Source organism: Streptomyces sp. NBC_01116 (genome assembly GCF_041435495.1).
In the GTDB taxonomy this organism is placed as follows: domain Bacteria; phylum Actinomycetota; class Actinomycetes; order Streptomycetales; family Streptomycetaceae; genus Streptomyces.
Genome location: NZ_CP108644.1, coordinates 8,465,192 through 8,488,830 on the forward strand (window position 1 = coordinate 8,465,192; position 23,639 = coordinate 8,488,830).

The window sequence follows — 23,639 nt, forward strand, 5'->3', positions numbered from 1 at the left end:
GGGTGCGGCGAGCCTCGGCCGCGCGGACAGGCGCAGGTGGAGGATGGCCGGGGGCGGCCCCGGCCGGGACCGCCCCCCGACCGCACCGCCCCGTCGCGTGGAGAGGCCCGGCCATGAAACCGCTCGACGACCAGCTGATCCCCCTGACCGACGGCCGAGGGCCGCGCCGGTACAGGGACGCCCGACACGACGCCGTACCGGTGACGGCGTGAACGCCCCTCCGCCCGGAAGCGCGCCGGGCGAAGGCCGTTACGGCGAGGACTGCTTCCGCCCCGACCGGGCGGGGGAGGAGGAGCGCATCGACTTCGGCGCCGTCGCCTACGACGACTTCACGATGGCCCGACTGCGCTCCCTCGGAGCCGGCCCGGGATGGCGCTGCCTCGACATCGGCGCCGGAACGGGCACGGTCTCCCGCCGGCTGCTGGAGGAGGCCGGGGTGGCGAGCGTGCTCGCCGTGGACCGCGACGTACGGTTCCTGAGCGCGCGCCCAGTGCCCGGCCTCCAGGTGCTCCAGGCCGACATCACCCGCCCCGGGTTCGCGCCCGGCGGCTTCCGGCTCGTTCACGCGCGGTTCGTGCTGATGCATCTGCCCGAGCGGGACCGCCTGATCGGACACCTGGCCGAACTCCTCACGCCCGGCGGTGTCCTGGTGCTCAGCGACGCCGTCGACCTGACGAGCGACCGGACGCCGCCCACCCCGTACACCACGGCCATGCGGGCGATGTGGCAGGGGCTGCGTACCACCATCGGCACCGACGTCTCCTGGGTCCCGTCCTACCCGGACCTCCTGCGCGGGGCGGGGCTCGAACAGGTGGCGGCGGAGATCCACGTGCCGCCGCTGGGGCCCGGCACCGCCATCAGCCGCTTCTGGGCCGACACCTGGCAGCGCAGCAGGGAGGCGATGCTCTCCACCGGCCTGGTCGACGACGCGGCCGTCGACGCGGCGGTGCGGTACCTGGAGAGCGACGCGTGCGCCGCGCTGTCGGCCGGCATGCTCACGGCCTGGGGGCGGAAGCCCGGGAGGCTCACGGGCTGACCGGCACGGGCCACCGGCCGGAATGTATGCGTCGCGTAGCGCCCGAGCGCCCGAAAGGATGAATCGGCCGCCGAACCCGGCGTGCCCCGAGGGCGGAGGCCGCACTCTGCCGGGAGGGACGGCCGGTGCCGCACCCACCGTGGGTGCGGCGGCGGGCGAGGGGGAGTGGCAGTGGATTCAGCCAAGGGCCGGCCGCGAGTGCCGTTGCGCGACTGGGCACGCTACCGGTTCGACCGCACGCTGGCCCGTTCCACCGGCACCCTGATGGGCTGGCTGGTCATCACCTGCCTGGCCGTCGTCGTCCCGGTCAGCCTCCTGCTGGTCTGGACGGACCCCGGATCGCCCGCGTCCCTCTCGGAGCGGCTGATCGCGACATGGCGAATCAGCGCCGAGACGCTGCGCCTGGGCGCGGCCACCGGTACGCCACTGCGCCTGCTGCTCTCCGCGGTGCTCGGGCTGGTCGCGCTGCTCTGCGTCTCGACCCTCGTCGGGGTGATCACGACCGGACTGGCCGAGCGGATGGCGGAGTTGAGCAGGGGACGGTCCACGGTCCTGGAGCAGGGACACGTCCTGGTGCTCGGCTGGTCGGACCAGGTGACCACCGTGGTGGGCGAACTGGTCGCCGCCCGGACCCCGCGGCGCCCGCGCGCCATCGTGCTGCTCGCCGACCGCGACAAGGCCGAGATGGAGGGGGCACTGACCGCGCGGGTCGCCCCGGCCCCCCGCGCCCGGATCATCTGCCGCAGCGGTCCCGCCGGTGACCCGGACGTACTCGCACTCGTCAGCCCGAGGTCGGCGAGCACCGTGGTGGTGCTGCCGTCGGCGGAACCGACCGCCGACGCCGAGGTGCTGCGCATCCTGCTGGCCCTGCGGGCGGTCCTCGGCGAGGACACGGACGGGCCGCCGGTGCTCGCCGCGGTCCGGGACGACCGGTACCGGGCCCCGGCCCGGCTGGCCGCCGGCCCCCGCGGCACGGTCCTGGAGACCGACACGGTCACGGCCCGGCTGATCGCGCAGTGCGTCGGCCGGGCCGGCCTCTCGCTCGTCCTGCGCGACCTTCTCGACTTCGCGGGCGACGAGTTCCATCTCGCCGACGCCACCGCTTTCCACCACGGCCCCTTCGGAGCGACCCTGCTCAGCCACCCGCACTCCTGCGTGGTGGGGCTGCTCACCCCCGAAGGCCGTACGCTGCTGAACCCGCCCGCCGACACCGTCGTCCCGCCGGGAAGCCGCCTGATCGTGCTCGCGCGCGATGACCACAGCACCCGCGTCGAGGACTGCCGGCACCTCGTCGACGTCTCGGCGATCGTCGCTGCACGACCCGAGCGGGCCGGTCCCTCCCGGCTGCTGCTGCTCGGCTGGAACCGCCGGGCCCCCCTGGTCCTGGACCAGTTGCGGAGCACGGCCCGCCCCGGCTCCGTCGTGGACGTGGTCGTCGACAGTGCCGTACCCGGACCGAGAGAGCCGGAGGGCGGGGGCGGAGAAGCGGTCGGGCCGGACGTGCGGTTCCGGTCGGCTCCCCTGTCGCGGCCCGAGAGCCTGCTCGGCCTCGACCTCGATCCGTACGACGCGGTGGTCGTCCTCGGCCCGGACCGTGGCGACGGCCCCGACCACCCGGACGACTGGACCCTGGTCGCGCTCCTGGCCGTGCGACTGCTGGAACAGCGGACCGGACGCGAGACGCGTGTCGTCACCGAGCTCGTCGATGACCGGAACCGCCCCCTGGCGCCCGTGAACAGCGGTTCCGACGTCATCGTCAGCGGGCTGCTGATCGGTCTTCTCATGGCTCAGATCGCCCAGAACCGGCATCTGGCCCCCGTCTTCGAGGAGTTGTTCTCCGCGGAGGGCAACAACGTCTGTCTGCGGCCGGCCGGCGCCTACATCCGCCCAGGAGCCGAGGCCGCGTTCGCCGCCGTCGTCGCCGCCGCGCGGGACCGGGGCGAATGCGCGATCGGCTACCGCCGGCACGACGCCGCCCGCACCGGGCCCGGGGACCACGGCATCCGGCTCAACCCACCGAAGGGCGAGCGGCGCGTCTGGCACGCCGAGGACCAGGTGGTGGTCGTCGCCACGGCCCACCACCAGCTGCCCACGGTCGCCGCCGGACCGGGCGAATCCGCCGTCCCGGACTCTGCCTAGGCCCTGTCGTCCAACTGCCGCCTGCCCCGCGGTGCCATGCACGTGCTCTCGCCGCACCGGGCACAGGCCCGAGTACGGTCCCGTACGAGGAGCAGCCCCCGGCACACCGGGAGCACGCACCTGACCTCGCAGGGCCGCCCTCCGGGCGACGACGGCAGTTCGACGACAGGACCTAGCCCCAGGTGAGCGGGTCCAGATGGAGGTAGAAGCGCAGGCGCTCCTGATCCGGGGCGATGCCGTACCGCTCGGCGAAAGCCGCGTCCGCGACCCGTGCCCGCTCCTCGTCCACCCAGGTCTCGCGCGCATTGGCGAGCAGCAGCGCCAGGTCGGCGTGACGGTCGGCCGCTCCGAGGCGGCCCAGGTCGATGAAGCCCGACACCTCCAGGCTCTCCGGATCGAGGATGATGTTGGGCAGACACAGATCTCCGTGGCAGACGACCGTGTCGGCGGCCTCCTGATCCCGTCGCCGGGGAACCTCCCCGGTGAGGCGGGCCAGCAGCTCCGCTGGGGGCACGCGTCGCTGCTCCGTCGGGAGGAACTCGGAATACACGGCGTCCCGGGCCACGACGTCACGTGCGACGTCGACCACGGAGTCCAGCCCCCGGCGGAACGGACACGAGGCCACGGCCACCTCGTGCAGCCGGCGGACCGCGTCCGCGATGTGCCCCCAGGCAGCCCGAAGATCCTCGGCGCGCACCTGATCAGCGGGTACGCCGGTGACGGCACGGGTGACCAGGCAGGCGCCCGCGTCACCGGCGTACCAGTCGAGCACCCGGGGACCCGGTACACCCTGGCCGCTCAGCCAGACGATCCGGTCGCGTTCCGCCTCCAGAGCGGCCGAATCCGCGGTGGGCACGCACTTGGCGTACCGGGTGGCGTCCGCGGCGCGAAAGACGGAGGCACCCGATTCGCCCGCGGCGACGGGCAGCCAGTCACCCTCCACGCCGAACAGCACAGGCGAGACCGCCCCCGGCCCGCAGTGATCACTCATGACGGAGACTCTAGCCAGACCGGCGTACCGGCCCGGCCCGGAGCCACCCGAACCGGACTCCGTGCGACAGGCTCGTTTATGCTCCCGCTGGGGGCTGACCGGAAGGCAAGCTGAACATGACTGGGCAACGCGACCGTTGGGCGGAACTGACCGGTGGACAGGCTGGGGAGGAGTACGCCCAGCGGTTCGCACGGCTCGCCGAGTCGGGACACGACATCCACGGCGAGGCATCCTTCTGCGCCGCGCTGCTGAAACCGGCCGCCCGTGTGCTCGACGCGGGCTGCGGTACCGGCCGGATCGCGATCCGTCTCGCCGAACTGGGCCACCACTGCACGGGCGTGGACGTCGACTCCTCGATGCTCGCCGTCGCCCGCCGCGAAGCACCCGCACAGGACTGGCTCCTCGGCGACCTGGCCCGGCTGGACGCCCTCGGCCTGGATCCCGACTTCGACCTGGTGCTCGCCGCCGGAAACGTCATCCCCCTGCTGGCCCCCGGCACCGGAGAGGCCGTCGTCCGACACCTGGCCGCCGCCCTGCGACCCGGCGGCCTGCTGGTCACCGGCATGGGACTGGACGCGGCACACCTGCCGCTCGACGAAGCGCCGGTGACCATCACCGAGTTCGACCAGTGGTGCTCCAGGGCCGGACTGACCCTCCGGCAGCGCTACGCGACCTGGAGCGGCGACCCTTACGACGACGACGGCGGCTACGCGGTCAGTGTGCACACCCGCCCCGCCGCGTGAACCCGCGGTCTCTCCGGGAGTCCGCTCCCGCCACTCGCTCACCGAAAGCCCCCGTTCGCGATCCTTCCTGTACCAGGACCTGGAGATACCGGCATGCCACGCGTCGTCCTCGTCGAAGATGATCCGTCCGTACGCGACGGGGTCGAGATGGGCCTGCGCCGCCGCGGGCACGAGGTCCTCGCCACCGCGACCGGTGAGGCCGGCCTGGAGGCGCTGGAGGTGTTCCGCCCCGACCTCCTGCTGCTCGATCTGATGCTGCCCGTGATGGACGGCGTCGAGGTGTGCCGCCGCGTACGCGCGAACAGCCAGCTGCCGATCATCATGCTCACCGCGCGCGGCGATGACGTGGACATCGTCGTCGGCCTGGAGGCCGGTGCGGACGACTACGTCGTCAAGCCCGCCCGCACCGAGGTCATCGAGGCCCGCATCCGTGCCGTCCTGCGCCGCATCGAAGCCCCGGTCGGTGTGCGGCCCGCCGTCGAACACCACGGCGACCTGGACATCGACCGTGCCGGTCACACCGTCGTGAAGTCGGGCGAGCCGGTCGCGCTCGCACCCTCCGAGCTGAAGCTGTTGCTGTTCCTGTCCGCGGCGCCGGGAAAGGTCTTCAGCCGGCAGCGCCTCCTGGAAGAGGTCTGGGACCACAGCTACCACAGCGATGTGCGCCTGGTGGACGCCTGCGTGCGCCGACTCCGCATCAAGATCGAGGACCTGTCCGACAGCCCTCGGTACATCCAGACCCAGCGGGGATTCGGCTACCGCTTCGGCCCGCTGTGAAGATACCCGGGGCGGCCGCAGCCTTCGGGGTGCGCACCCGACTGGTTCTCGCGTTCCTCCTGGTGGCCGCGGTCAGCGCGGTCACGACGGCCGCGCTGACCTACCGGGAGGCGCGCAGCGCGGTCCTCGAACGCGCACAGGACACGGCCGTCGCCTCCTTCCGCGAGGAGGTCGAGCGGTTCGTCCCCGGCCTGCCCCTGGACCTGGAATCGGTCCGGTGGGAGCTGTACGACATCGCGGCCCGCTCCAAACCGCATCCGTGGATCGTGTTCGCCGAGTACGGCTCGGCACGTGTCTCCTCGGGCGACCGCCCCGTCTCCGGCGTGCTGACCGGGGAGCTGCGCCGTGCCGCGCGGACCGCGCCGCACGGCAGCTTCCAACGGGTCGTCAAGGACGGGCAGGCATATCTGACGGTCGGGATGCCGGTGATGACACGGGTCGTCGCTGGCGGCCGTGCGGTGCCCAGCGGCCTGGTCCTGTACGCGGTGATGCCCATGGCGAACGAGGAGGCCGACATCGACGCACTGGTGACCGCCGCCCGCGACGGCGCGCTGCCCGGACTGGCCGTGGCCCTGGTGCCCGCCCTGTTCGCGGCGCGCAGCGTGCTGCGCCCCGTCCGCGAACTGCGCAGTGCCGCGCACTCCATGGGCGGTGGGCGGCTCGACACGCGGATCACCGTACGCGGCAGGGACGAGATGGCCGACCTCGCCCGGACGTTCAACAGCTCGGCGGCCCGCCTCGAACACTCCGTACAGGAACTCCGGGACGCCGGGGCGCGGGCCCGGCGCTTCGCCTCGGACGTCTCGCACGAACTGCGCACCCCCCTCGCGGGGATGCTCGCCGTCACGGACGTGCTGGACGAGGACGCCGGGACGCTCGACCCGGACACCGCCCGGGCGGTGCGCCTGATCAGCGCCGAGACCGGCAAACTGGCCGTGCTGGTGGAGGACCTGATGGAGATGTCCCGCTTCGACGCCCGCGCGGCCGGACTCAACACCGACGAGGTGGACGCGGCGGAGGCCGTACGCAGAACATTGTCCGGCAGGCAGTGGCAGGACCGGGTCCGTGCGGAGCTGCCCGAGGGCATCCGCATCCGACTCGACCCGCGCCGCTTCGACGTCATCGTGGCCAACCTCGTCGGCAACGCCCTGCACCACGGAGCCGAACCGGTCACCGTACGGCTGTCGGCCCGCGCGGGGGCCCTGGTCACCGAGGTGCACGACAGCGGACCCGGGATCGCCCCCGACGCGCTGCCGAACATCTTCGACCGCTTCTACAAGGCGGATGCCGCACGGTCCCGCTCATCGGGCAGCGGCCTCGGCCTCGCGATCACCCTGGAGAACGTGCGACTCCACGGCGGCACGATCCGCGCTGCGAGCGCGCCCGGCGACGGCACGCTGTTCACGGTGGAACTGCCCTTCGACGGACCCGCGTCGGGGAGCGGCGCGCCGGACGCTCCGGCGGCCCCACAGGGCGCGGGGCAGGGAACCGGCCCGGACCGCACGGAGGCCACCGCGTGAGGCGGCGGGTGCCCCGCGGGGTCCGGCTCGCCACGCTGCTGCTGCTCGCCGGGGCGCCGCTCTCCGGCTGCGGTATTCAGGAGACGGGCGTGGTCGGGGCCGGGAGACCGCCGGTCGGCGACCTCCTGCCCCCGCGTGACTCACGGGTGTTGCTGTTCTTCTTCTCCCCCGACGACCAACTGCTTCCCGTGCCGCGGCACGTCCACGTCCCCTGGCAGGGCGGCTCCGGGACGTCGACCCCGGACAGCGGGGAGGCGAGCGAGGCCCTGTCGCCCCTGACGGCCGTCACCACGCTCCTCGACGGGCCGAACAAGGCCGAACGGCGGGCCGGGCTCCGCAACGCCCCCTCGCTGCCCCGCGAGGCGTCCGCCGCCGACCGGGTCGTGACCCGCGGCACCACCGTGGAGGTCAGGCTGAGCCTGCGGGTCAGGCGGCTGTCCGCCTCCGCCCGCGACCAGCTCGTCTGCACGGCAGCCTTTGCCGCGCACGCCCAGGGGGCCATGCCCGTCACCCTGGTCGGACAGGACGGCAGACTCGCCCCCGCCTACTGCTCCCTCCGCCCGGTCCCGGCTCCGGCACGCTGAGCCCGCGCCGGGGGAGCGGAAACGGCCGGCGGTAGCGCCCGCCACGCCGACAGCAGGACAGCGGCCCGCCGGAACTTCCGTTCCGACGGGCCGCTGCCCCTGGCATCACCCCGGGCGATGTTCCGCCCGGCGGGGTCTCACCTGCCGAAGAAGGCGTTGTGGACCGTGACCGCCGACTCGTTGTCGCTCGTGTCGGTGACGACGGCACGCAACGAGATCGCCTTGCCCTTCGCCGGGGCGTTCACGGTGATCTTGCCCGCGGTGACCTTGGCGGGCAGCCACTTCTCGTTGTCGTACGACACGGTCACCCGCAGCGACTTGAGACCGACTCCTGCCGCCGCGCCCTGCACCACGACGGGGAACGTCTGCTTGGCGCCCGCCACCACGGTGGAGTCCAGTGCGAGCTGCGGCTGGAAACGGACCGTGGAGACCGGCAGCGTCGCAGGGGTCTCGGTGCGGGCCGAGGTGAAGGTCCACGAGGCGTCGATCCGGCTACCGGCGCGGTAGACCGCCGGGTTCCGGTCGATCGTGGTCGCCACCTTGTACGTGGCGGACTCCGGCGGCAGCGCGAAGAACCGCTCGTCGATGGCCGCGTCCTCCTTCGCGTACAGCACGCCGTCGCGGTGGATGGTGGTGGTCGCACCGGCGTACCTGGCGAATCCGGGATGGCCCGCCCCGTCACTGACCAGCGCCAGCGAACCGTAGAGGTTGTCGCCGTCGCGCACGAGCCCATCGCCGGGTTTGATCTGCGGCCCCATCACACCGGCGTGGTAGGTCTCGGTGTGCGTCGTGCCAGGCTCGAACCGCCGTGCCGTGTCCATGGAGTAGGCCGCTTCGATATGCCGGCCGCCCGCCGGGTCCTTCTCACCCAGCACGCCCGCCGAGATGTTCCAGACGGCGTCGTCGTCCGTGGACAGGTAGACCTTCCGGGTCCCCGTCAGGGGGTGCACGGTGAAGGCCGGCTCGATGCCTCCGTGGGCCAGTTCGCCGTACGCCTGGACGATGCCGTCGACCCCGGGTGCGGACGACCCGATCCGCACCTTCACCAGGGCCATGTTCTTGGTCGTGTAGGTCTTGTTGTAGCCCGTGGCCAGTTTCGGGACCATGGTGCCGGTGAGTGCGTTGTACTCGGTGGCCCCCTGCTTCCAGTGCGCGGACCACTGCTGGTAGAGGGAGGAGTCGCCGGTCACCGGGGAGCCCTGGTACGCGGTGCGGACGTTGTCGAAGCTGGTGAAGTCGCTCCACAGCGTGACGTTCGTCTCGGGCGTGTTGAGGTGGTACATCATTCCCGCACGCGTCGGCGTGGCCGTCGCGTCCGGCACCGTGAACGACACCGGCCGGGTGGTCCGGGCGTCGAGCTCGACCGTGGTCGGGCCGGTCACCGAGAACCGGGGGTTGTTGATGAGGTCGGCCCCCTTCCCCGGGGCCGCGGGGTCGACCAGCATGTCGGCCGACAGGTTGTACGTGCCGCGCGGCAGCCGGACCGTCGTCGAACCGGACGAAAGATCCGGGAAGAACCGCAGGCCCGAGGCGATGCCGGTGTGCCCCTTCAGGTCGGCCTGCCAGCCGGTGCTCGGCGCGCCGTCGCGTCCGGTGGCCTTGAAGGTGACCTCGTACGTTTCCACCTCCCGGTCCACCGCGGCCGCGGTGCGCACGGTCTGGCCGCCCCCGGTGCCCACGACCGTGGCCGAGTAGGAGCCGTCGACCGTACCGCCGAGGCGGGTGTCGGCCGTCAGGTCCACGGCGGCGGTGCCGCCCGCCGGCACCGTGACCCGCTGCGCCCCGAGGGTGAAGAAGCCGGCCGGGGCGGGCTGTCCGTCCCCGCCGGTCGGCGCGGACAGCGACAGGTCCAGCGTCACGTCGGCGCTGCCGTCGTTGCGGTACGTCACCTTCTTGGTGACGGGGGTGTCGTCGGTGTGGGGCCAGGACTGGGTGCCCAGGTTCACGGAGACCGGCTCGGCGACGACCGTCTGGTCGATCGCCCTGTCGACGGTGAGCCGGCCCGCGCCCTGCTGGAAGACCGAGTGGGAGCCGTCCTTGGCCGAGCCCGTCAGGGCGGCCTTGATCCGGGCGCCCGTCCAGGTGGGGTTCTTCTGCTTGAGGATCGCCGCGGCCCCCGCGACGTGCGGAGTCGCCATCGACGTGCCGTTCAGGCTCTGGTATCCGGGCGGGTTCTGCCCCGCCACGCCTGCCGCGGCGGCCGCCGTGATCGACACGCCCGGTGCGGTGATGTCGGGCTTGACGGCCTTGTCACCGATACGGGGACCGACGCTGGAGAAGTCGGCGATCCGGTCGTCGTCGCCGACGGCTCCGACGGTCAGGGCCGCGTCGGCGCTGCCCGGTGAGGCGACCGTGCCCCGGTCCGGCCCGTTGTTGCCCGCGGCTATCGCGAACAGCACGCCCTTCTCCGCGGAGACCTTGTTGACCTGGGCTTCCAGCGGGTCGATTCCGGGAGTGTCGAGGCCGCCCAGGCTCATGTTGATGATGTCGGCGCCCTGGGCGACGGCCCAGTCGACCCCCGCGATGATGCCGGAGTCGTCACCGACGCCCCGGTCGTCGAGCACCTTCGCGTTGATCAGCCGGGCGCCGGGGGCCACGCCCTTGAACCGGGCGTCCTTCGCTCCCGTGCCGGCCGCCGTGGAGGCCACGTGCGTGCCGTGGCCGTCACGGTCCTGGGCGTCCGGGGAGGCGCTGAAGTTGCGCTCCGCGGCCACCCGGCCCGCCAGGTCCGGATGGGTGGCGTCGATGCCCGTGTCCACGACGGCGATCTTCACACCGGTGCCGTCGAACGACCGGGCCCAGGCCGCCGGGGCGCCGATCTGGCCGGTGCTGCGGTCGAGCGAGGCCTTGCGCACACCGTCGAGCCAGATCCGTGCGATGCCGGACGCGGTGGCCGCCGAACCGTCCTCCCGCTGACGCGTCAGGGCGTCCCACAGCGCGCCCTTGTCGTCGGTGGCCGCGGCACTGGTGACGGCATCGGCGTGGAGGGCCGACAGGGTCCGGCGGACGGTGGTGCCGTCCGCGGACCGCACCTCGGCGCGGGCGGCCCCGGCCGCCGCGCCCCGGTAACCGACGATCACCTTGAGCCCGGCCCGGTGGGCCTTGAGGCTCTCCGGTCTGGCCAGTGCGGTGATGTCGAACAGCCGCCGGTCCAGCCTGCCGTCGGCGATCAGCTGCCGGGCGTCACGCGGCACGACATGGGTGCGGCCGTCGTGGAGTTCGGTGAAGAACGGGATGTCCTCCCGGCCCTTGGCCCGCTCGATGCCACCGATCCGGCCCTTGGCGTCCACGAGGACCCGGTCGCCGGTGATCAGGGTGACGGTGTCGACGGTCCGGTCGCCTGCCTCTAAGGCCTTGGCGGTGGTGGGGGACGCCGTGTCCGGGCCGGCGGTCTTCCCCGACGCCGGAGCGGTCATGCCCGCCGTCAGGGCGACCGAGGCCGCGGCGACGAGGGCGTACGCCCTCGTTGATCTTTTTCGCAAGATTGCCCCTGCTCAGGAGTGGTTCGGGCGGGCGAAGGCCCGGCCGCACGGGGCGCGTTCGGATATGCGTTCGGCCCCGGATTCCTGAAGTATGCCGAGGCCGTTCGGACCCACTCAATGATCGTTGTGTAACAGCGGAGCGCCCTGGTCCGCCTTGCTCGCGAGGGTGCCCGGCCCCGGGATCAACCGGACCCCGTGCCCGGACTCCACCGGCCGAACCACTGCTCGGCGCCGTACTCCTCGAACCGTGCGACCTCGGTGAACCCCAGCTTCCGCGCGAGGCGCATCGAAGGGGCGTTGGCGATCCGTGTGCAGAGCACCACCGGTTCGCCGGGCCGCGCGGCGGCGAACCAGCCGAGTGCGGCGGTGCATGCCTCGGCTGCGTATCCGGCCCCCCACGCCCGGGGCAGGAACATGTAGCCGAGCTCGGCGTGGTCGCCGTCGGGGCCGAGGCCGTCCGGACGCTCGGCGGTCCGGCGTTCGAGCGTGACCGTGCCGACCATCGCCCCGCCGAGCTCCACGACGAAGACACCTCGGCGCTGTCCCGGAACCTCCGGAACAGCCTGTTCCAGTTCATCGGGCGGACGGGGGCCGCCGAGGTAGGCGCCCACCTCCGGGGAAGCGAACAACTCGATGAAGGCCGCACGGTCCCGGGCCTCGGACCCACGGAGCACGAGCCGCGCCGTATCGATCGGGTCAGGTGGCCAGGCGACGCAGGCGAGTTCGGTCATGGCGGGCAAACTATCGCGCCTGCCCGGAGGGGCGGGCTGATCTGCCCTGGTGGTCCACCATGGCTCGGTGCGCGCTGTGTTGAGCGGACCCGTGACACCGGCCCAACCGCTGCCGCGGCCTTCCCGCCCTGGCAGGCTCCTCCCGCGCCCGCTCCGCGAGCGGGCGCCGAGGTTGCGGCAATGTAGCCGCCGCCCGCGTCGGCGCGTCAGGTGGTCCGCGCGATGAGTCGGCGCGCGGACGTCAGTGGCCGCGGCGCATCCGGATCCGGATCGGGCCCCGGGCCTCGTCCGGTGCGACGGGGCGGCCTCCCTGGGTGATCTCGACCCGACCGGCTCCGACCAGCCGCCGGGCCGCCTGGCGGGCGGGCTCCATCAGAAAACGCCAGCCGTCGCCGTCACCCCGGTACACGGCGCGCGCGGCGTCGGAGGGGCAGATGGTGGCGTTCGGGCCACGCCGCTCCAGCAGGTCGACGATCGCCTGTTCCAGGCGTCGGCCGGTCCGTCGTTCGTCCTCGGGCACCTCTCCATGGTGGCACCCGCACGTCGGCGGCGCGCGGTGCCGGGGACCGCCTCGCCGGGTCCGGCAGGCGACCACGGTATGCAGCGGGTCGCGCGTTCACCTCGGTGTTCACGGGGACGATGGAACCCGTACCGTTTCTACGATCTTCGGTTCTACGATCGTTACGAGAGCGTGGTTCCAGCGGTGGCCCCTGGTCCTCGGCCCGGCGGCCGACAACGGCCCCTACGGTTACCTCACCCATCTCCAGCTGTCCCCCACTCCTCTCACCTGCGCTCCCGAACTGCCGCCCGCCGCTGACGAGAACGCGCTCGACGCGTGGATCAGCGCGCACATCGACTGGTGACCGTCCACCACGGGCGGGGTCACCACCGGCCGGTCATCACGGGTGTCACCACGCGTCGATGACCGGTACGTCGGTTTCGTGGTGCTGCCACGCCTCGTCGAGGCGCGCCAGCCGGTCCGTGGCGGCGATGCCGTACAGGGCCGCGACCTTGCCGTCGCTGACCTCGAACGCCACGGCGCCCACGACCCGTCCCCCGACCACGGCGACGACGGCCGGGGTGCCGTTGACCCGCGCGAGATGCATCGCCGGCGGGCCGCCGGCCAGCCGCCGCTTCGCCGGAGTCGCCTTGAAACCCGCCCGTACGAAGGAGGCGACCCGCTCGCGCGACCTGTGCCGCAGCAGCCGCCTGGCCAGTCCGGCGCCGTCCGAGACCGCCGTCACGTCGTCGGTGAGCAGCGCCACCAGCCGATCGGTGCGCCCCGACGTGGCGGCGGCGAGGAACTCCTCGACGACCCGGCGCGCGGACGCGGGGTCGGCCGCGCCGCCGTGTCGGCGCTCGGCCGCGACCCGCGTCCGCGCCCGATGCGCGTGCTGCTGGCTCGCCGACTCGGTGATGTCGAGGATCGCGGCGATCTCGGCATGGCTGTACGCGAACGCCTCACGCAGGACGTAGACGGCCCGCTCGGCCGGCGACAGGCGCTCCAGGAGGGTCAGCACGGCCAGAGTCACCGATTCACGCTGCTCGAAGGTGGCGGCAGGACCGAGCATCGGGTCGCCGTCGAGAAGCGGTTCGGGCAGCCAGGCGCCGGCCGTTCGCTCGTGACGCGCCTGTGCCGAGCGGAGCCGGTCGAGGCAGAGGTTGGTGGCGACCTTGGTCAGCCAGGCCTCCGGTACCTCGATCCGCTCGCGGTCCGCGGCCTGCCAGCGCAGGAAGGTGTCCTGCACGGCGTCCTCGGCGTCGGCCGCCGAACCGAGCAGACGGTACGCGAGCGAGGCCAGCCTGTTCCGGCCGGCCTCGAACCGATCGACGGCAGCGCTGTCCATGCGCAACAGCCTAGGCCGCGGCCCGCGTAGCGGTCCGGCCGGGCGCGGGGGCAAGCCGCTGCCTGCGCTTCGGCAGGCCGAAGGTCGGATGGGCGATGCCCCAATCGGCTCCCTTGAGCACACCCGACTTGAGCCGTGCGGCGGTTCGGCCGCCCAGGAACCAGCTCTTCGACCGGACGTCCCCGTCCACCATCTGGAAGATGGCGTCCCGCCGTCCGAGGCTGATGTGGTTGCCGAAGTACTTCAGCCCGGTGGCCGGGGCCTCGCCGCCCGTCAGGCGCGCGATGATCGCGGCGGTCGCCCGCATGTTGGTGAGACCGGCCGATGCACAGGACATCGGCAGCGGCCGGCCGTTCTCGCCGATCGCGTACGCGCTGTCGCCCGCGGCGTAGACGTCCGGGTGGGAGACCGAACGCATGGAGCTGTCGACGACGATCCGGCCGGTCCCGGAGACCTCCAGGCCGGCGGCGGCCGCCATCGGGTGCACGGCGAACCCGGCCGACCACACGGTCACATCGGCCGGGACGGACCTGCCGTCGGCGGTGATCACCTGTGTCGGCCCGACGGCCGCGACAGCGGTGTGTTCGTGCACGGTGACGCCGAGTCGGTCGAAGGCGCCGCGCAGATGACGGCGCGCCTTCGGGGAGAGCCAGGCGCCCGGCTCGCCGCGGGCCGCGAGCGCGATCGAGAGCCCGGGACGCGACTCGGCGAGCTCGGTCGCGGTCTCGATGCCGGTCAGCCCCTCGCCGACGACCACGACGGTGCCGCCCCCGCCCAGGCCGGCCAGGCGCTCGCGCAGGCGCAGCGCCGAGGACCGGCCGGCCACGTCGAAGGCGTACTCGGCCGCGCCGGGGACGTCATGGTGGGCGACGGAGCTGCCGAGCGCGTAGAGAAGGGTGTCGTAGGCGACTTCACCGTCGCCGTCCTCGCCGGTCACGGCGACGGACCTGTGCTCGGGGTCGATGCCGGTGACCCGCGCCAGGCGCAGCCGCACCCCGGTGCCCGCGAACACGTCCGCGAGCTCGCGGGACGCGAGATCCTGGCCGCTCGCGAGCTGGTGGAGCCGCATCCGCTCGACGAAGTCGGGTGCGGCGTTGACGACGGTGATCTCGGTGTCGGCGGGGGAGAGCCGGCGGGCCAGGTTGCCGGCGGCGAAAGCCCCGGCGTAGCCGGCGCCGAGGACGACGATGCGGTGCTTCATGTCATGGCTCCTGTCTCGTTCGCGTACCCCTTGAACGGGACCGCGCTCCGATTGCTGACAGGGGCCCTGTGTGAGGCGGGTCACCCGGCGGCCCCATCCCTTCGCCGTCCGGCTCCGAATCACTGGTGAGGGGACCGGACTTCTTGCGAGGGAACAGGTGGGATCGATGACCCGGACACGAGCACTGCTCACCCCTGACCTTCCGCCCCGCTTCGAGACGCCGGACCTTCCGGGGGCACGGACCGGCGACGCCGTCCGGTCACCACCACGCCCCGCGCGGCACCGGGGAGAACCGCGCGAGGGGGCACCACCGGAACCTTCCGATCGGACCGCTGAGACGCGCTGAGTCCGGTAGCCAGCCGACCGAATTTTGTACGTTTTGCCCGTATGTAGTGGGTCGTAACCACAAAAAGGGATTTTTTGCCGTGCGCAGAGATTTGCCACGCCGCGAAGAGAAGGGCTATAAGAGGCATGTGGTTCAGGCGCCGCCGGGAATTCCGGGGAGGCCGCCATGGAGGTTTCCCATGTTTCTTACTCCGTCCGACACGGAGAAATTGCTACTGAGTGTTGCCGGAATGATCGCCCGCGACCGGCGTGCCCGCGGCGTCCGCCTCAACTACCCGGAGACCGTCGCCCTGCTCGCGTGCTGGGCGATGGAGCGGGCCCGAGAGGGGGCCTCGGTCAGCGAGCTGATGACGGCGGGCAGGGCGGTGCTCACCCGCGCTGAAGTGCTGGAAGGCGTCCCCGAGATGCTGCACGACGTCCAGGTCGAGGCGACCTTCCCGGACGGGCGCAAGCTCGTCACGATCACCTCTCCGATCCCGTGATCCCGGGCGAGATCCGGACCGGCTCCGGAGTGGTGCACATCAATGCCGAAAGCACGGTATTGCCTCTCACTGTGGTGAACGACGGAGACCGGCCCATTCAGGTCGGATCACATCTGCATTTCTCCGACGCGAATCCGGCACTTTCTTTCGACCGGGCCGCCGCTCGGGGTTATCGGCTCGATATTCCCTCGGGCACGTCGCTGCGCTTCGAACCGGGGGTCGGCGCCGACGTCAGCCTCGTGGAGCTCCGGGGCCGCCGCCGCGTTCCCGGCATCGTGCTGCCGGAGACCCGCACTCTCGAACCCGACCCCGCACCCACCCCCGAACCCGCACCCACACCCGAACCCGCACCCACACCCGAACCCGCACCCACCCCCGAAGCCGAACCCGCCCTCACCCCCGCGCTTCGAACGGAGGACCTGTGACATGGCCCAGCTGACCCGCGCCGCCTACGCCTCGCTCTACGGCCCCACCACCGGGGACCGGATCCGCCTCGCCGACACCGACCTGTGGATCGAGGTCGAGGAGGACCGGTGCTTCGGCGGCGACGAGGCCGTCTTCGGGGGCGGCAAGTCCATCCGCGAGTCGATGGCGCAGGCCACCGCGTCCCGGGCCGAGGGTGCGCCCGACCTGGTCATCACCAACGCGGTCGTCCTGGACCACTGGGGCGTCGTCAAGACCGACATCGGCGTCCGCGACGGGCGGATCGTCGCCCTCGGCCGCTCCGGCAACCCCGACATCAGCGACGGCGTCCATCCGGACCTGGTGATCGGCCCCGGCACCGACGTGATCTCCGGCGAGGGGCGCATCCTCACGGCCGGAGCCGTCGACACCCACGTCCACTTCCTGATGCCCGAGACCCTCCACGAGGCGCTCGCCACCGGCACCACCACCGTCATCGGGGGCGGCACCGGCGCCACCGAGGGCTCCAAGGCCACCACCGTCACCCCCGGCGCCTGGAACCTCGCCATGATGCACCGGTCCCTGGACCGCGTCCCGCTCAACGTCATGCTGTTCGGCAAGGGCTCCACCGTCGGCGAGGAAGCCCTGCGCGAGGCGGCCCTCAGCGGCGCCGGCGGCTACAAGGTCCACGAGGACTGGGGCGCCACCCCGGCCGCGATCGACGCCGCGCTGCGGGCGGCGGACGCCTACGGCCTCCAGGTGGCGCTGCACGCGGACAGCCTCAACGAGGTCGGCTACGTCGAGGGCACCCTCGGCGCCATCGCCGGACGCGGCATCCACGTCTTCCACGCGGAGGGCGCGGGCGGCGGCCACGCTCCCGACATCATCACCATGGCCTCCCACCCGAACATCCTCCCGGCGTCCACCAACCCGACGCTCCCGCACACCGTCAACACCGTCGCCGAACACCTCGACATGCTGATGGTGTGCCACCACCTCAACCCCCGGGTCCCCGAGGACCTCGCGTTCGCCGAGTCCCGGATCCGGGCCACCACCATCGCCGCCGAGGACGTGCTGCACGACCTCGGCGCACTCTCCATCACCTCCTCCGACGCCCAGGCGATGGGCCGCATCGGCGAGGTCGTCTGCCGCACCTGGCAGGTCGCCCACGTCATGAAGCAGCGCTTCGGCGACCGCGGCAGCGAACTGCCCGCCGACAACGAGCGGGCGCGCCGCTACGTCGCCAAGTACACGATCTGCCCGGCCGTCGCCCACGGCATCGACCACGTCGTCGGCTCCGTGGAGCCCGGAAAGCTCGCCGACCTGGTGCTCTGGGATCCCGCCTTCTTCGGGATCCGGCCCGCCGCCGTCATCAAGGGCGGCATGGCCGTGTACGCGCCCCTGGGCGACGCGGGCGCGGCGATCCCCACCACCCAGCCGGTCCTCCTGCGCGCCACCGCCGCCGCCGACGCCGCGCCCCACCTCTCGGTCACCTTCGTCTCCCCGCTGGCACTGGCCGACGGACTGGCTGAACGGCTCGGCCTCGTTAGGGAGTTGGTCGCCGTGAGGCCCACCAGGCACCTCACGAAGGCGGACCTGCCGAACAACACGGCGCTCCCGGACATCGACGTGGACCCGGAGACCTTCGCCATCCGCATCGACGGGGAGCTCGTCGAGCCCGCCCCCGCCGCCGAACTGCCGCTGGCCCAGCGGTACAGCATGTTCTGATGGCGCTGCTCGCCCCCTACCTCCTCGCCGACGGGCGGCTCCCGGTCGGCGCCCACACCTACAGCGCCGGCCTCGAACCGGCCGTCGCGGCGGGCCTCACGCGCGCGCAGATTCCCGCCCTGCTCAGGGCCCGCCTGCACACCAGCGTCGTCACCGAAGCGGCCGCCGCCGTACTCGCCCTGCGGGCGGCCCTGCGCGATCCGGTGGACTACGCGCCCGTGCAGGAGGCGCTCGCCGCCCGGACGCCGACGGCGCCGCTGCGCGAGGCGTCCGCCGCACTGGGCCGGGGCGTACACCGCCTCGCCCGCCGGCTGGCCCCGGACCATCCCGCGGTCACCGCCCTGACCCGGCTCCACCCGCGCCCCCTGCGGCCGGTCACCCTCGGGGCGCTCGGGGCCGTCGTGGGGGTGGGGGAGGAGGCGCTGGTCCACGGCGTCGTCTACGACGAACTGCAGACCATCGCCTCCGCCGCGCTCAAGCTGCTGCCCGGCGACCCCCTCGACTCGGTCGCGTGGATCATCGCCGCCGAGGCGGACGCCGCGGCCACCGTCAGCGAGGCGCTGGCCGTACGCACCCCCGCCGAACTCCCCGCCCGAACACCACCGCTCACCGAGCAGTGGGCACTCGAACACGACCGACGCGAACGGAGACTCTTCCTTGCCTGACAACGCATCCGCCCAGCCCGCCCAGCCCGCCCAGGGCCCCAACGAGCACTACCACCAGCCGCTCAACCAGCCGCGCGCCCTGCGCATCGGCGTCGCCGGCCCCGTCGGCACCGGCAAGAGCTCCATCCTCGCCACCCTCTGCCGCCAACTGGCCGGCGAGCTCTCCATGGCCGTCGTCACCAACGACATCTACACCGACGAGGACGCCCGCTTCCTCCGCTCGGCCGGCGTCCTGCCCACCGAGCGCATCCGCGCCGTCGAGACCGGAGCCTGCCCCCACACCGCGATCCGCGACGACGTGAGCGCCAACCTCGACGCGGTCGAGGACCTGGAGGAGGCCTACGGGCCTCTGGACCTGGTGCTCATCGAAAGCGGGGGCGACAACCTCACCGCCACGTTCAGCCCCGCCCTCGCCGACGCACAGCTCTTCAGCATCGACGTCGCCGGCGGCGGGGACGTCGCCCGCAAGGGCGGCCCAGGCATCACCGGCGCGGATCTCCTCGTCATCAACAAGACCGACCTGGCACCCCATGTGGAGGTCGACGTGGCCGCGATGGTCGCCGACGCCGAACGGGCCCGCGACGGTCTTCCCGTCCTCGCGCTGTCCAAGCACGACCCGGAATCCATCGCCCACCTGGCCGACTGGGTGCGCGCCGTGCTGGTACGCCACCGCTCCGGCACCCACGTCCCGACCGACCCCGGCCCGATGGCGCCCCACAGCCACAGCCACGACGGCTCGTGACCGGCCCGCCCGCGCCCGCCGTCCACCCGGCCGAGCCCGACGACCCCACGGTCGTCGCCGTCGAGCGCGACGCCTCCGGCAGGCACCTCGCCCGCGAGCTGTCTCCCGGCGCGTTCCTCGCCCCCCGCCCCCTGCTGCCGTGCGAGGACCGCCTGCGGATCGCCCTCGTCGGCACCCGGGCGGGCCTGCTGGCCGGCGATGACCTCCGGCTGCACGTCTCGGTCGGCCCGGGGGCCCGCCTCGAACTGGTCGAACCCTCCGGTCTGGTGGCGTACGACCACCGGGGCGGCAGATCGGCGTGGCGGGCCAGGATCGACATCGCCGCGGGAGGCCGGCTGGACTGGGACGGGAAGCCGTTCGTGGTCGCGCACGGAGCGTGGGTCGACCGCACGATGGAGGTGGCGCTCGCGCCCGGTGCCCGGATGCTGTGGCGCGACACCCTCGTCCTGGGCCGCTCCGGTGAACGCGGCGGCCACGTCCGGGCCAGGACCCGGGCCGTGCACGACGACCGGGAACTGCTGGTCGAGGACCTCGACCTGACCGATCCGGAGACACGCGAACTCCCCGGGGTCCTCGGCCCCAACCGGATCATCGGCTCCGTCACCGCCCTCGGCGCACGCCCACCCGGACCGCCCCACCCCTACCGGACGGACTTCGCCGGCCCCGGGGCCCAGGTGCGACTGCTGGACACCGAGGCTCCGGCGCTGGAAGCGGAGCTGTCGGCGCTGTGGGAGCACTGGCGGACCGGGAACGCGGGCGAGTGACGCTGATCAGGGGCGTCCCCACACCGTGAAGGGGTTGGGCGTCGCCCCTGTCCAGCGATGCAGCACCGCGCGTCCGGTCTGCAGCGTGGTTCCTCCGGAGTCGGCCGTGCCCGCCTCGGCCACGTAGAACCTGCCGTCGTCGAGCGAGACCAGACCGTACTGGCCGCCCGACTCGAAGCCGTACACGCCGGACGGCTCGTGGTGCAGCCCGCGGGGCAGGAGGGAGAGGATACGGCCGGACTCGGGGCGCGGCTGTCCCTTCACCTCTCCCCGGCGGGCGGGCTCCGAGCCGTCCACCACGTAGAGCGAGTAGTGGGGAAAGGCGGTCTTCCTGCCCTTGTACACGGCCATCAGCCAGTTGCCGCTGTGCCGGTCGTACTCCAGATTCTGGACGCCGTACGTGGTGTTGCCGGTGTAGGCGAAGAACGTGCCGTCGGGGGAGGCGGGGCCGCTTGTGTGGTGAGCGCCTTCGACGAGCGGCCTCTCGTACCTTCTCCAGTCGCGCACGTCGTACTGGAGCAGCACCTGGTGGTCGTTGTCGGTGCGGGCGGTGTTGGAGTAGACGCCGTACGCGACGGTGAGCCGGACGCCGCCCCGGTGGTCCAGGTCGGGGCCGAAGGCGACCCCGTCGATGCCGCTGCAGCCGTAGCGGTGGTCGGGGGTAGTGCCGGTGTTCCCGTCGAAGACCCCGTCGCCGTTCATATCGGCGGTGTAGTCCCGAACGACCTCCCGGAGATGGACGGTCGAGACCACATCGGTGGTCCGGGCGTCCATGTTCATCCGGGTGATGCGGGCTCCGTCGAAGATCGCGACGTAGAACGCCTCCGCGGCCTTGTACTCCAGGGAGCCGTAGACCCGGCCGTCGCCGGTGTTGACGTCCAGATCGCCCAGGTGCCCGGTGAAGCCGGTGACCGAGCCGATCGCTCTGCCCGACAGGTCGGTCTTCACCAGCAGATCGGTGAAGGAGAAGTACATGTGGCCCTTGCGGCGGTCGATGGCTGTGCCCTGGAGATGCCCGGACGACCAGGCCCCGCCGTCGACGGAAGCGGGCAGTGAGCGGGACGGCGACGGCGACGGGGACGGGGACGGGGACGGGGACGGTGTTCGGGCATGTGCCGAGCCTCCGCCCACCGCCAGGAGCGCCGACGCGACGACGATCGACAGGAACAGGGCGGCGAGGCGCACCGGTGCTCGGCTTCGCATGGATCCTCCGGGATCGTGGTCCTGGGATGTGCGGCGTCGGTGGAGACGAGCGAGGACTCAGGCCCTGCCGTGGGAGACCCGTGAACGCCGGGCCACGGCATCCAACGACACCGCCAGCAGCAGTACCCCGCCGGTCACTATGAAGCGGTACGCGGAGTCGAGGTTCAGCAGCGTGAGCCCACTGGAGATGGACTGGATCACCAGCACACCGAGCAGCGCGGCGAACGCGGTGCCCCGGCCGCCGAACAGACTGGTGCCGCCGATGACGGCCGCCGCGATGGCGTTGAGGTTGACGTCACCGCCGCCGCTGCTCTGGTTGGCAGCCGCGAGCCGTGAGGCGGAGAGGACGCCGCCGACACAGGCGAGCGTCGTGCACAGCACGAACGCGGTGGTGAGGACGGCCTTCACGTTCACGCCCGCACGCCGCGCGGCCTCCATGTTGCCGCCGACCGCGTACATCGACTTGCCGAACGAGGTGCGGGACAGGACGTAGTGCAGCGCCAGCACCAGGGCGAGGAAGAACACGAACATCCAGCCGACCCCCCGGTCCCGGTCGAGGTACCAGACCGCCGCGCCGAGACCGGCCAGCAGCGCCAGACTCCGTCCGGCGAGCAGGCGCCGCGAGGAGGCGGTGAGCCCCGCCCGACGGCGCTCCGCCGCACGGGCGGCACCGGTCGCGTACAGCGCCGCCGCGCCCGCGACGACCAGCGTGTACGCCAACCAGGCCGGCAGGAAGTGGAGTTGGGCGAAGGCCACCAGACCCGAGTCGAAGGGCAGGTTGATCGACCCCTTGGGCCCGAGTATCCACAGCTGCACGCCGAGGAAGCCGAGGAGGCCGCCGAGGGTGATGACGAAGCTGGGCACCCCGATCCGGTTGTGGACCTGGGCGTAGAACCACCCGATCAGACCCGCGAGAGCCAGGGAGACGGTGACGGCGAGCCAGGCCGGCAGCCCCCGGTCCACGAAGAGGACCGCCAGTACGGCAGCGCCGAGGCCGCTGATCGAGCCGACCGACAGATCGATCTGGCCGACGAGGAGGACGCAGACCACTCCGAGGGCGATGATGCCGACCGGCACGCTTTCGAGGGCGAGGTTCGTGAGGTTCGCGCTCGACAGGAAGACGGGGTTGAGGATCTGCATCACGACCCAGATCACGACCAGCCCGGCGAGGACGGGCGCGAGGCCGAGGTCGCCGCCGCGCAGCCGGACGGACAGCGCCCGCAGGCGGTCGCGCGGACGGGCGGACCGCGACGGCGGCTTGAGGGGCTCACCCCGGGGGAGCTCCGGGCTCGTGACAGCGGCCGGTTCCGTCATGGTGCTTCCCCCTCGTGCGCCGATCCGGTCCGCCTGTGCGCCGTTCCGGCTCCGTGGCCCGTGGCCCGGTCGCGGCCGGCGCGGCGGCTGACCACGTTGTCGGTGGCTCCGGTGATGGCCGCCACCAGCTCCGACGGCGTCGTCCCGGCCGCGTCGAAGACGCCGTTGTTGCGGCCGAGCCGCAGGACGGCCACCGTGTCGGCGACGGCCCGCACGTCGGCCATGTTGTGGCTGACCATGATGACGCCCAGGCCGCGCTCCCTCAGACGCTCGATCAGATTGAGGACCTCCGCGGTCTGCGCCACGCCCAGGGCGGCTGTCGGCTCGTCCAGGATGATCACTTTGGGGTCGCCCAGGAGGGTCCGCGCGATGGCCACCGTCTGCCGTTGGCCGCCGGACAGGGCCGCGACCGGGACGCGTACCGAGGGGATCTTCGCCGACAGCTCCCCGAGCAGGACGCGGGAGCGGACCTCCATGGCCACCTCGTCCAGGCGCAGCCCGCGCACCTCGCGCCCGAGGAAGAGGTTCTCCACCACGTTCAGGTTCTCGCACAGGGCGAGGTCCTGGAACACGGTCGCGATGCCGAGCCGCTGTGCGGTGGCCGGGGAGGGGATGGACACGGTCCCGGCGCCGAAGCCGACGGTTCCGGCGTCCGGCCGGTGCACCCCGGAGAGGACCTTGACCAGGGTGGACTTCCCCGCTCCGTTGTCGCCGACCAGAGCGACGACCTGCCCGGCGGCGACGTCGAGGTCGACATCGGTGAGTGCGGCGACGGCGCCGAAGGATTTGCTGATCCCGCGCAGGGAGAGCAGCGAGCCCCCCGACGCCTCGTGAGGCGAGGGCAAGGAGTCAGCGGACATCGACCGACCTTCCGAGGCAGACGGGCAGACGGGCAGGGGAGCAGAGGCAGCAGACGAGCAGAGGCAGGAGGGGACAGCGCGGG

General features: G+C 72.6%; 20 protein-coding genes and 1 pseudogene. 12 read left to right on the plus strand and 9 right to left on the minus strand.

Annotated elements, in window-relative coordinates; all coding sequences use genetic code 11:
• Nucleotides 1–208 precede the first annotated feature (208 nt).
• A complete protein-coding gene (locus OG245_RS36700) occupies nt 209–1,036 on the plus strand; it encodes a class I SAM-dependent methyltransferase (RefSeq protein ID WP_371627657.1) in 828 nt (275 codons plus the stop codon).
• A 171-nt stretch (nt 1,037–1,207) separates the two neighbouring features.
• The gene (locus tag OG245_RS36705; protein ID WP_371627658.1) at nt 1,208–3,175 is read left to right on the plus strand and encodes an NAD-binding lipoprotein; all 1,968 of its coding nucleotides are present in this window, start codon (nt 1,208–1,210) and stop codon (nt 3,173–3,175) included.
• Between the two features lie 172 nt (nt 3,176–3,347).
• Here OG245_RS36705 and OG245_RS36710 read toward each other — a convergent pair whose 3' ends face one another.
• The gene (locus OG245_RS36710) at nt 3,348–4,166 is read right to left on the minus strand and encodes an APH(3'') family aminoglycoside O-phosphotransferase (RefSeq protein WP_371627659.1); all 819 of its coding nucleotides are present in this window, start codon (nt 4,164–4,166) and stop codon (nt 3,348–3,350) included.
• A 116-nt stretch (nt 4,167–4,282) separates the two neighbouring features.
• Here OG245_RS36710 and OG245_RS36715 point away from each other — a divergent pair, with 116 nt between their 5' ends.
• The 4 genes from OG245_RS36715 to OG245_RS36730 all read left to right on the plus strand — a co-directional run bounded on the left by OG245_RS36715 (nt 4,283) and on the right by OG245_RS36730 (nt 7,790).
• The gene (locus OG245_RS36715; protein WP_371627660.1) at nt 4,283–4,909 is read left to right on the plus strand and encodes a class I SAM-dependent methyltransferase; all 627 of its coding nucleotides are present in this window, start codon (nt 4,283–4,285) and stop codon (nt 4,907–4,909) included.
• A gap of 93 nt (nt 4,910–5,002) precedes the next feature.
• Entirely contained in the window at nt 5,003–5,686 is a 684-nt protein-coding gene (locus OG245_RS36720; protein ID WP_371627661.1) for a response regulator, read from the plus strand.
• The gene (locus tag OG245_RS36725; protein ID WP_371627662.1) at nt 5,683–7,206 is read left to right on the plus strand and encodes an ATP-binding protein; all 1,524 of its coding nucleotides are present in this window, start codon (nt 5,683–5,685) and stop codon (nt 7,204–7,206) included. Before OG245_RS36720 ends, OG245_RS36725 begins: the two co-directional genes overlap by 4 nt.
• On the plus strand, nt 7,203–7,790 hold the full coding sequence (locus OG245_RS36730; protein WP_371627663.1) for a hypothetical protein: 588 nt from the start codon (nt 7,203–7,205) through the stop codon (nt 7,788–7,790). The genes OG245_RS36725 and OG245_RS36730 overlap by 4 nt, the downstream gene beginning before the upstream one ends.
• A gap of 137 nt (nt 7,791–7,927) precedes the next feature.
• Here OG245_RS36730 and OG245_RS36735 read toward each other — a convergent pair whose 3' ends face one another.
• The 5 genes from OG245_RS36735 to OG245_RS36755 all read right to left on the minus strand — a co-directional run bounded on the left by OG245_RS36735 (nt 7,928) and on the right by OG245_RS36755 (nt 15,051).
• A complete protein-coding gene (locus OG245_RS36735) occupies nt 7,928–11,272 on the minus strand; it encodes a S8 family serine peptidase (protein WP_371627664.1) in 3,345 nt (1,114 codons plus the stop codon).
• Nucleotides 11,273–11,454: 182 nt separating this feature from the next.
• Nucleotides 11,455–12,003 carry a GNAT family N-acetyltransferase gene (locus OG245_RS36740; RefSeq protein ID WP_371627665.1) on the minus strand — a complete coding sequence of 183 codons (549 nt, stop codon included), beginning with the start codon at nt 12,001–12,003 and terminating at the stop codon, nt 11,455–11,457.
• A gap of 241 nt (nt 12,004–12,244) precedes the next feature.
• Nucleotides 12,245–12,523, minus strand: coding sequence for a DUF3253 domain-containing protein (locus OG245_RS36745; protein WP_371627666.1), 279 nt, complete (start codon nt 12,521–12,523; stop codon nt 12,245–12,247).
• Nucleotides 12,524–12,911: 388 nt separating this feature from the next.
• A complete protein-coding gene (locus OG245_RS36750; protein ID WP_371627667.1) occupies nt 12,912–13,850 on the minus strand; it encodes a sigma-70 family RNA polymerase sigma factor in 939 nt (312 codons plus the stop codon).
• Nucleotides 13,851–13,860: 10 nt separating this feature from the next.
• Nucleotides 13,861–15,051 carry an NAD(P)/FAD-dependent oxidoreductase gene (locus OG245_RS36755; protein ID WP_371627668.1) on the minus strand — a complete coding sequence of 397 codons (1,191 nt, stop codon included), beginning with the start codon at nt 15,049–15,051 and terminating at the stop codon, nt 13,861–13,863.
• 524 nt (nt 15,052–15,575) lie between these two features.
• On the opposite strand from OG245_RS36755, the gene OG245_RS36760 reads away from it, so the two are divergent.
• The 6 genes and pseudogenes from OG245_RS36760 (at nt 15,576) to OG245_RS36785 (ending at nt 20,179) form a co-directional block, all read left to right on the plus strand.
• A complete protein-coding gene (locus OG245_RS36760; protein WP_371627669.1) occupies nt 15,576–15,878 on the plus strand; it encodes an urease subunit gamma in 303 nt (100 codons plus the stop codon).
• A pseudogene (gene ureB, locus OG245_RS36765) lies at nt 15,875–16,216 on the plus strand (urease subunit beta); the annotation flags it as partial. The gene OG245_RS36760 and the pseudogene ureB, both read left to right, overlap by 4 nt.
• 88 nt (nt 16,217–16,304) lie before the next feature.
• Nucleotides 16,305–18,008: an urease subunit alpha gene (locus OG245_RS36770; protein ID WP_371627670.1), complete on the plus strand. Its 1,704-nt coding sequence runs from the start codon at nt 16,305–16,307 to the stop codon at nt 18,006–18,008.
• Nucleotides 18,008–18,673 (plus strand): urease accessory protein UreF, encoded by a 666-nt coding sequence (locus tag OG245_RS36775; RefSeq protein WP_371627671.1) that lies wholly within the window; start codon nt 18,008–18,010, stop codon nt 18,671–18,673. Before OG245_RS36770 ends, OG245_RS36775 begins: the two co-directional genes overlap by 1 nt.
• The gene (gene ureG / locus OG245_RS36780; protein ID WP_371627672.1) at nt 18,666–19,415 is read left to right on the plus strand and encodes an urease accessory protein UreG; all 750 of its coding nucleotides are present in this window, start codon (nt 18,666–18,668) and stop codon (nt 19,413–19,415) included. Before OG245_RS36775 ends, ureG begins: the two co-directional genes overlap by 8 nt.
• Nucleotides 19,412–20,179 (plus strand): urease accessory protein UreD, encoded by a 768-nt coding sequence (locus tag OG245_RS36785; protein ID WP_371627673.1) that lies wholly within the window; start codon nt 19,412–19,414, stop codon nt 20,177–20,179. Before ureG ends, OG245_RS36785 begins: the two co-directional genes overlap by 4 nt.
• Before the next feature lie 6 nt (nt 20,180–20,185).
• Here the strand turns inward: OG245_RS36785 and OG245_RS36790 are convergent, their stop codons facing one another.
• Genes OG245_RS36790 through OG245_RS36800 form a run of 3 tightly spaced genes read right to left on the minus strand, consistent with a single transcriptional unit; the run spans nt 20,186 to nt 23,556 of the window.
• Nucleotides 20,186–21,382: a hypothetical protein gene (locus OG245_RS36790; RefSeq protein WP_371627674.1), complete on the minus strand. Its 1,197-nt coding sequence runs from the start codon at nt 21,380–21,382 to the stop codon at nt 20,186–20,188.
• Nucleotides 21,383–21,439: 57 nt separating this feature from the next.
• Nucleotides 21,440–22,696, minus strand: a complete 1,257-nt coding sequence (locus tag OG245_RS36795; protein ID WP_371627675.1) for a sugar ABC transporter permease — start codon at nt 22,694–22,696, stop codon at nt 21,440–21,442.
• Complete coding sequence (locus tag OG245_RS36800) at nt 22,693–23,556, minus strand: ATP-binding cassette domain-containing protein (RefSeq protein WP_371627676.1); 864 nt, start codon at nt 23,554–23,556, stop codon at nt 22,693–22,695. Before OG245_RS36800 ends, OG245_RS36795 begins: the two co-directional genes overlap by 4 nt.
• Between the last annotated feature and the right edge of the window lie 83 nt (nt 23,557–23,639).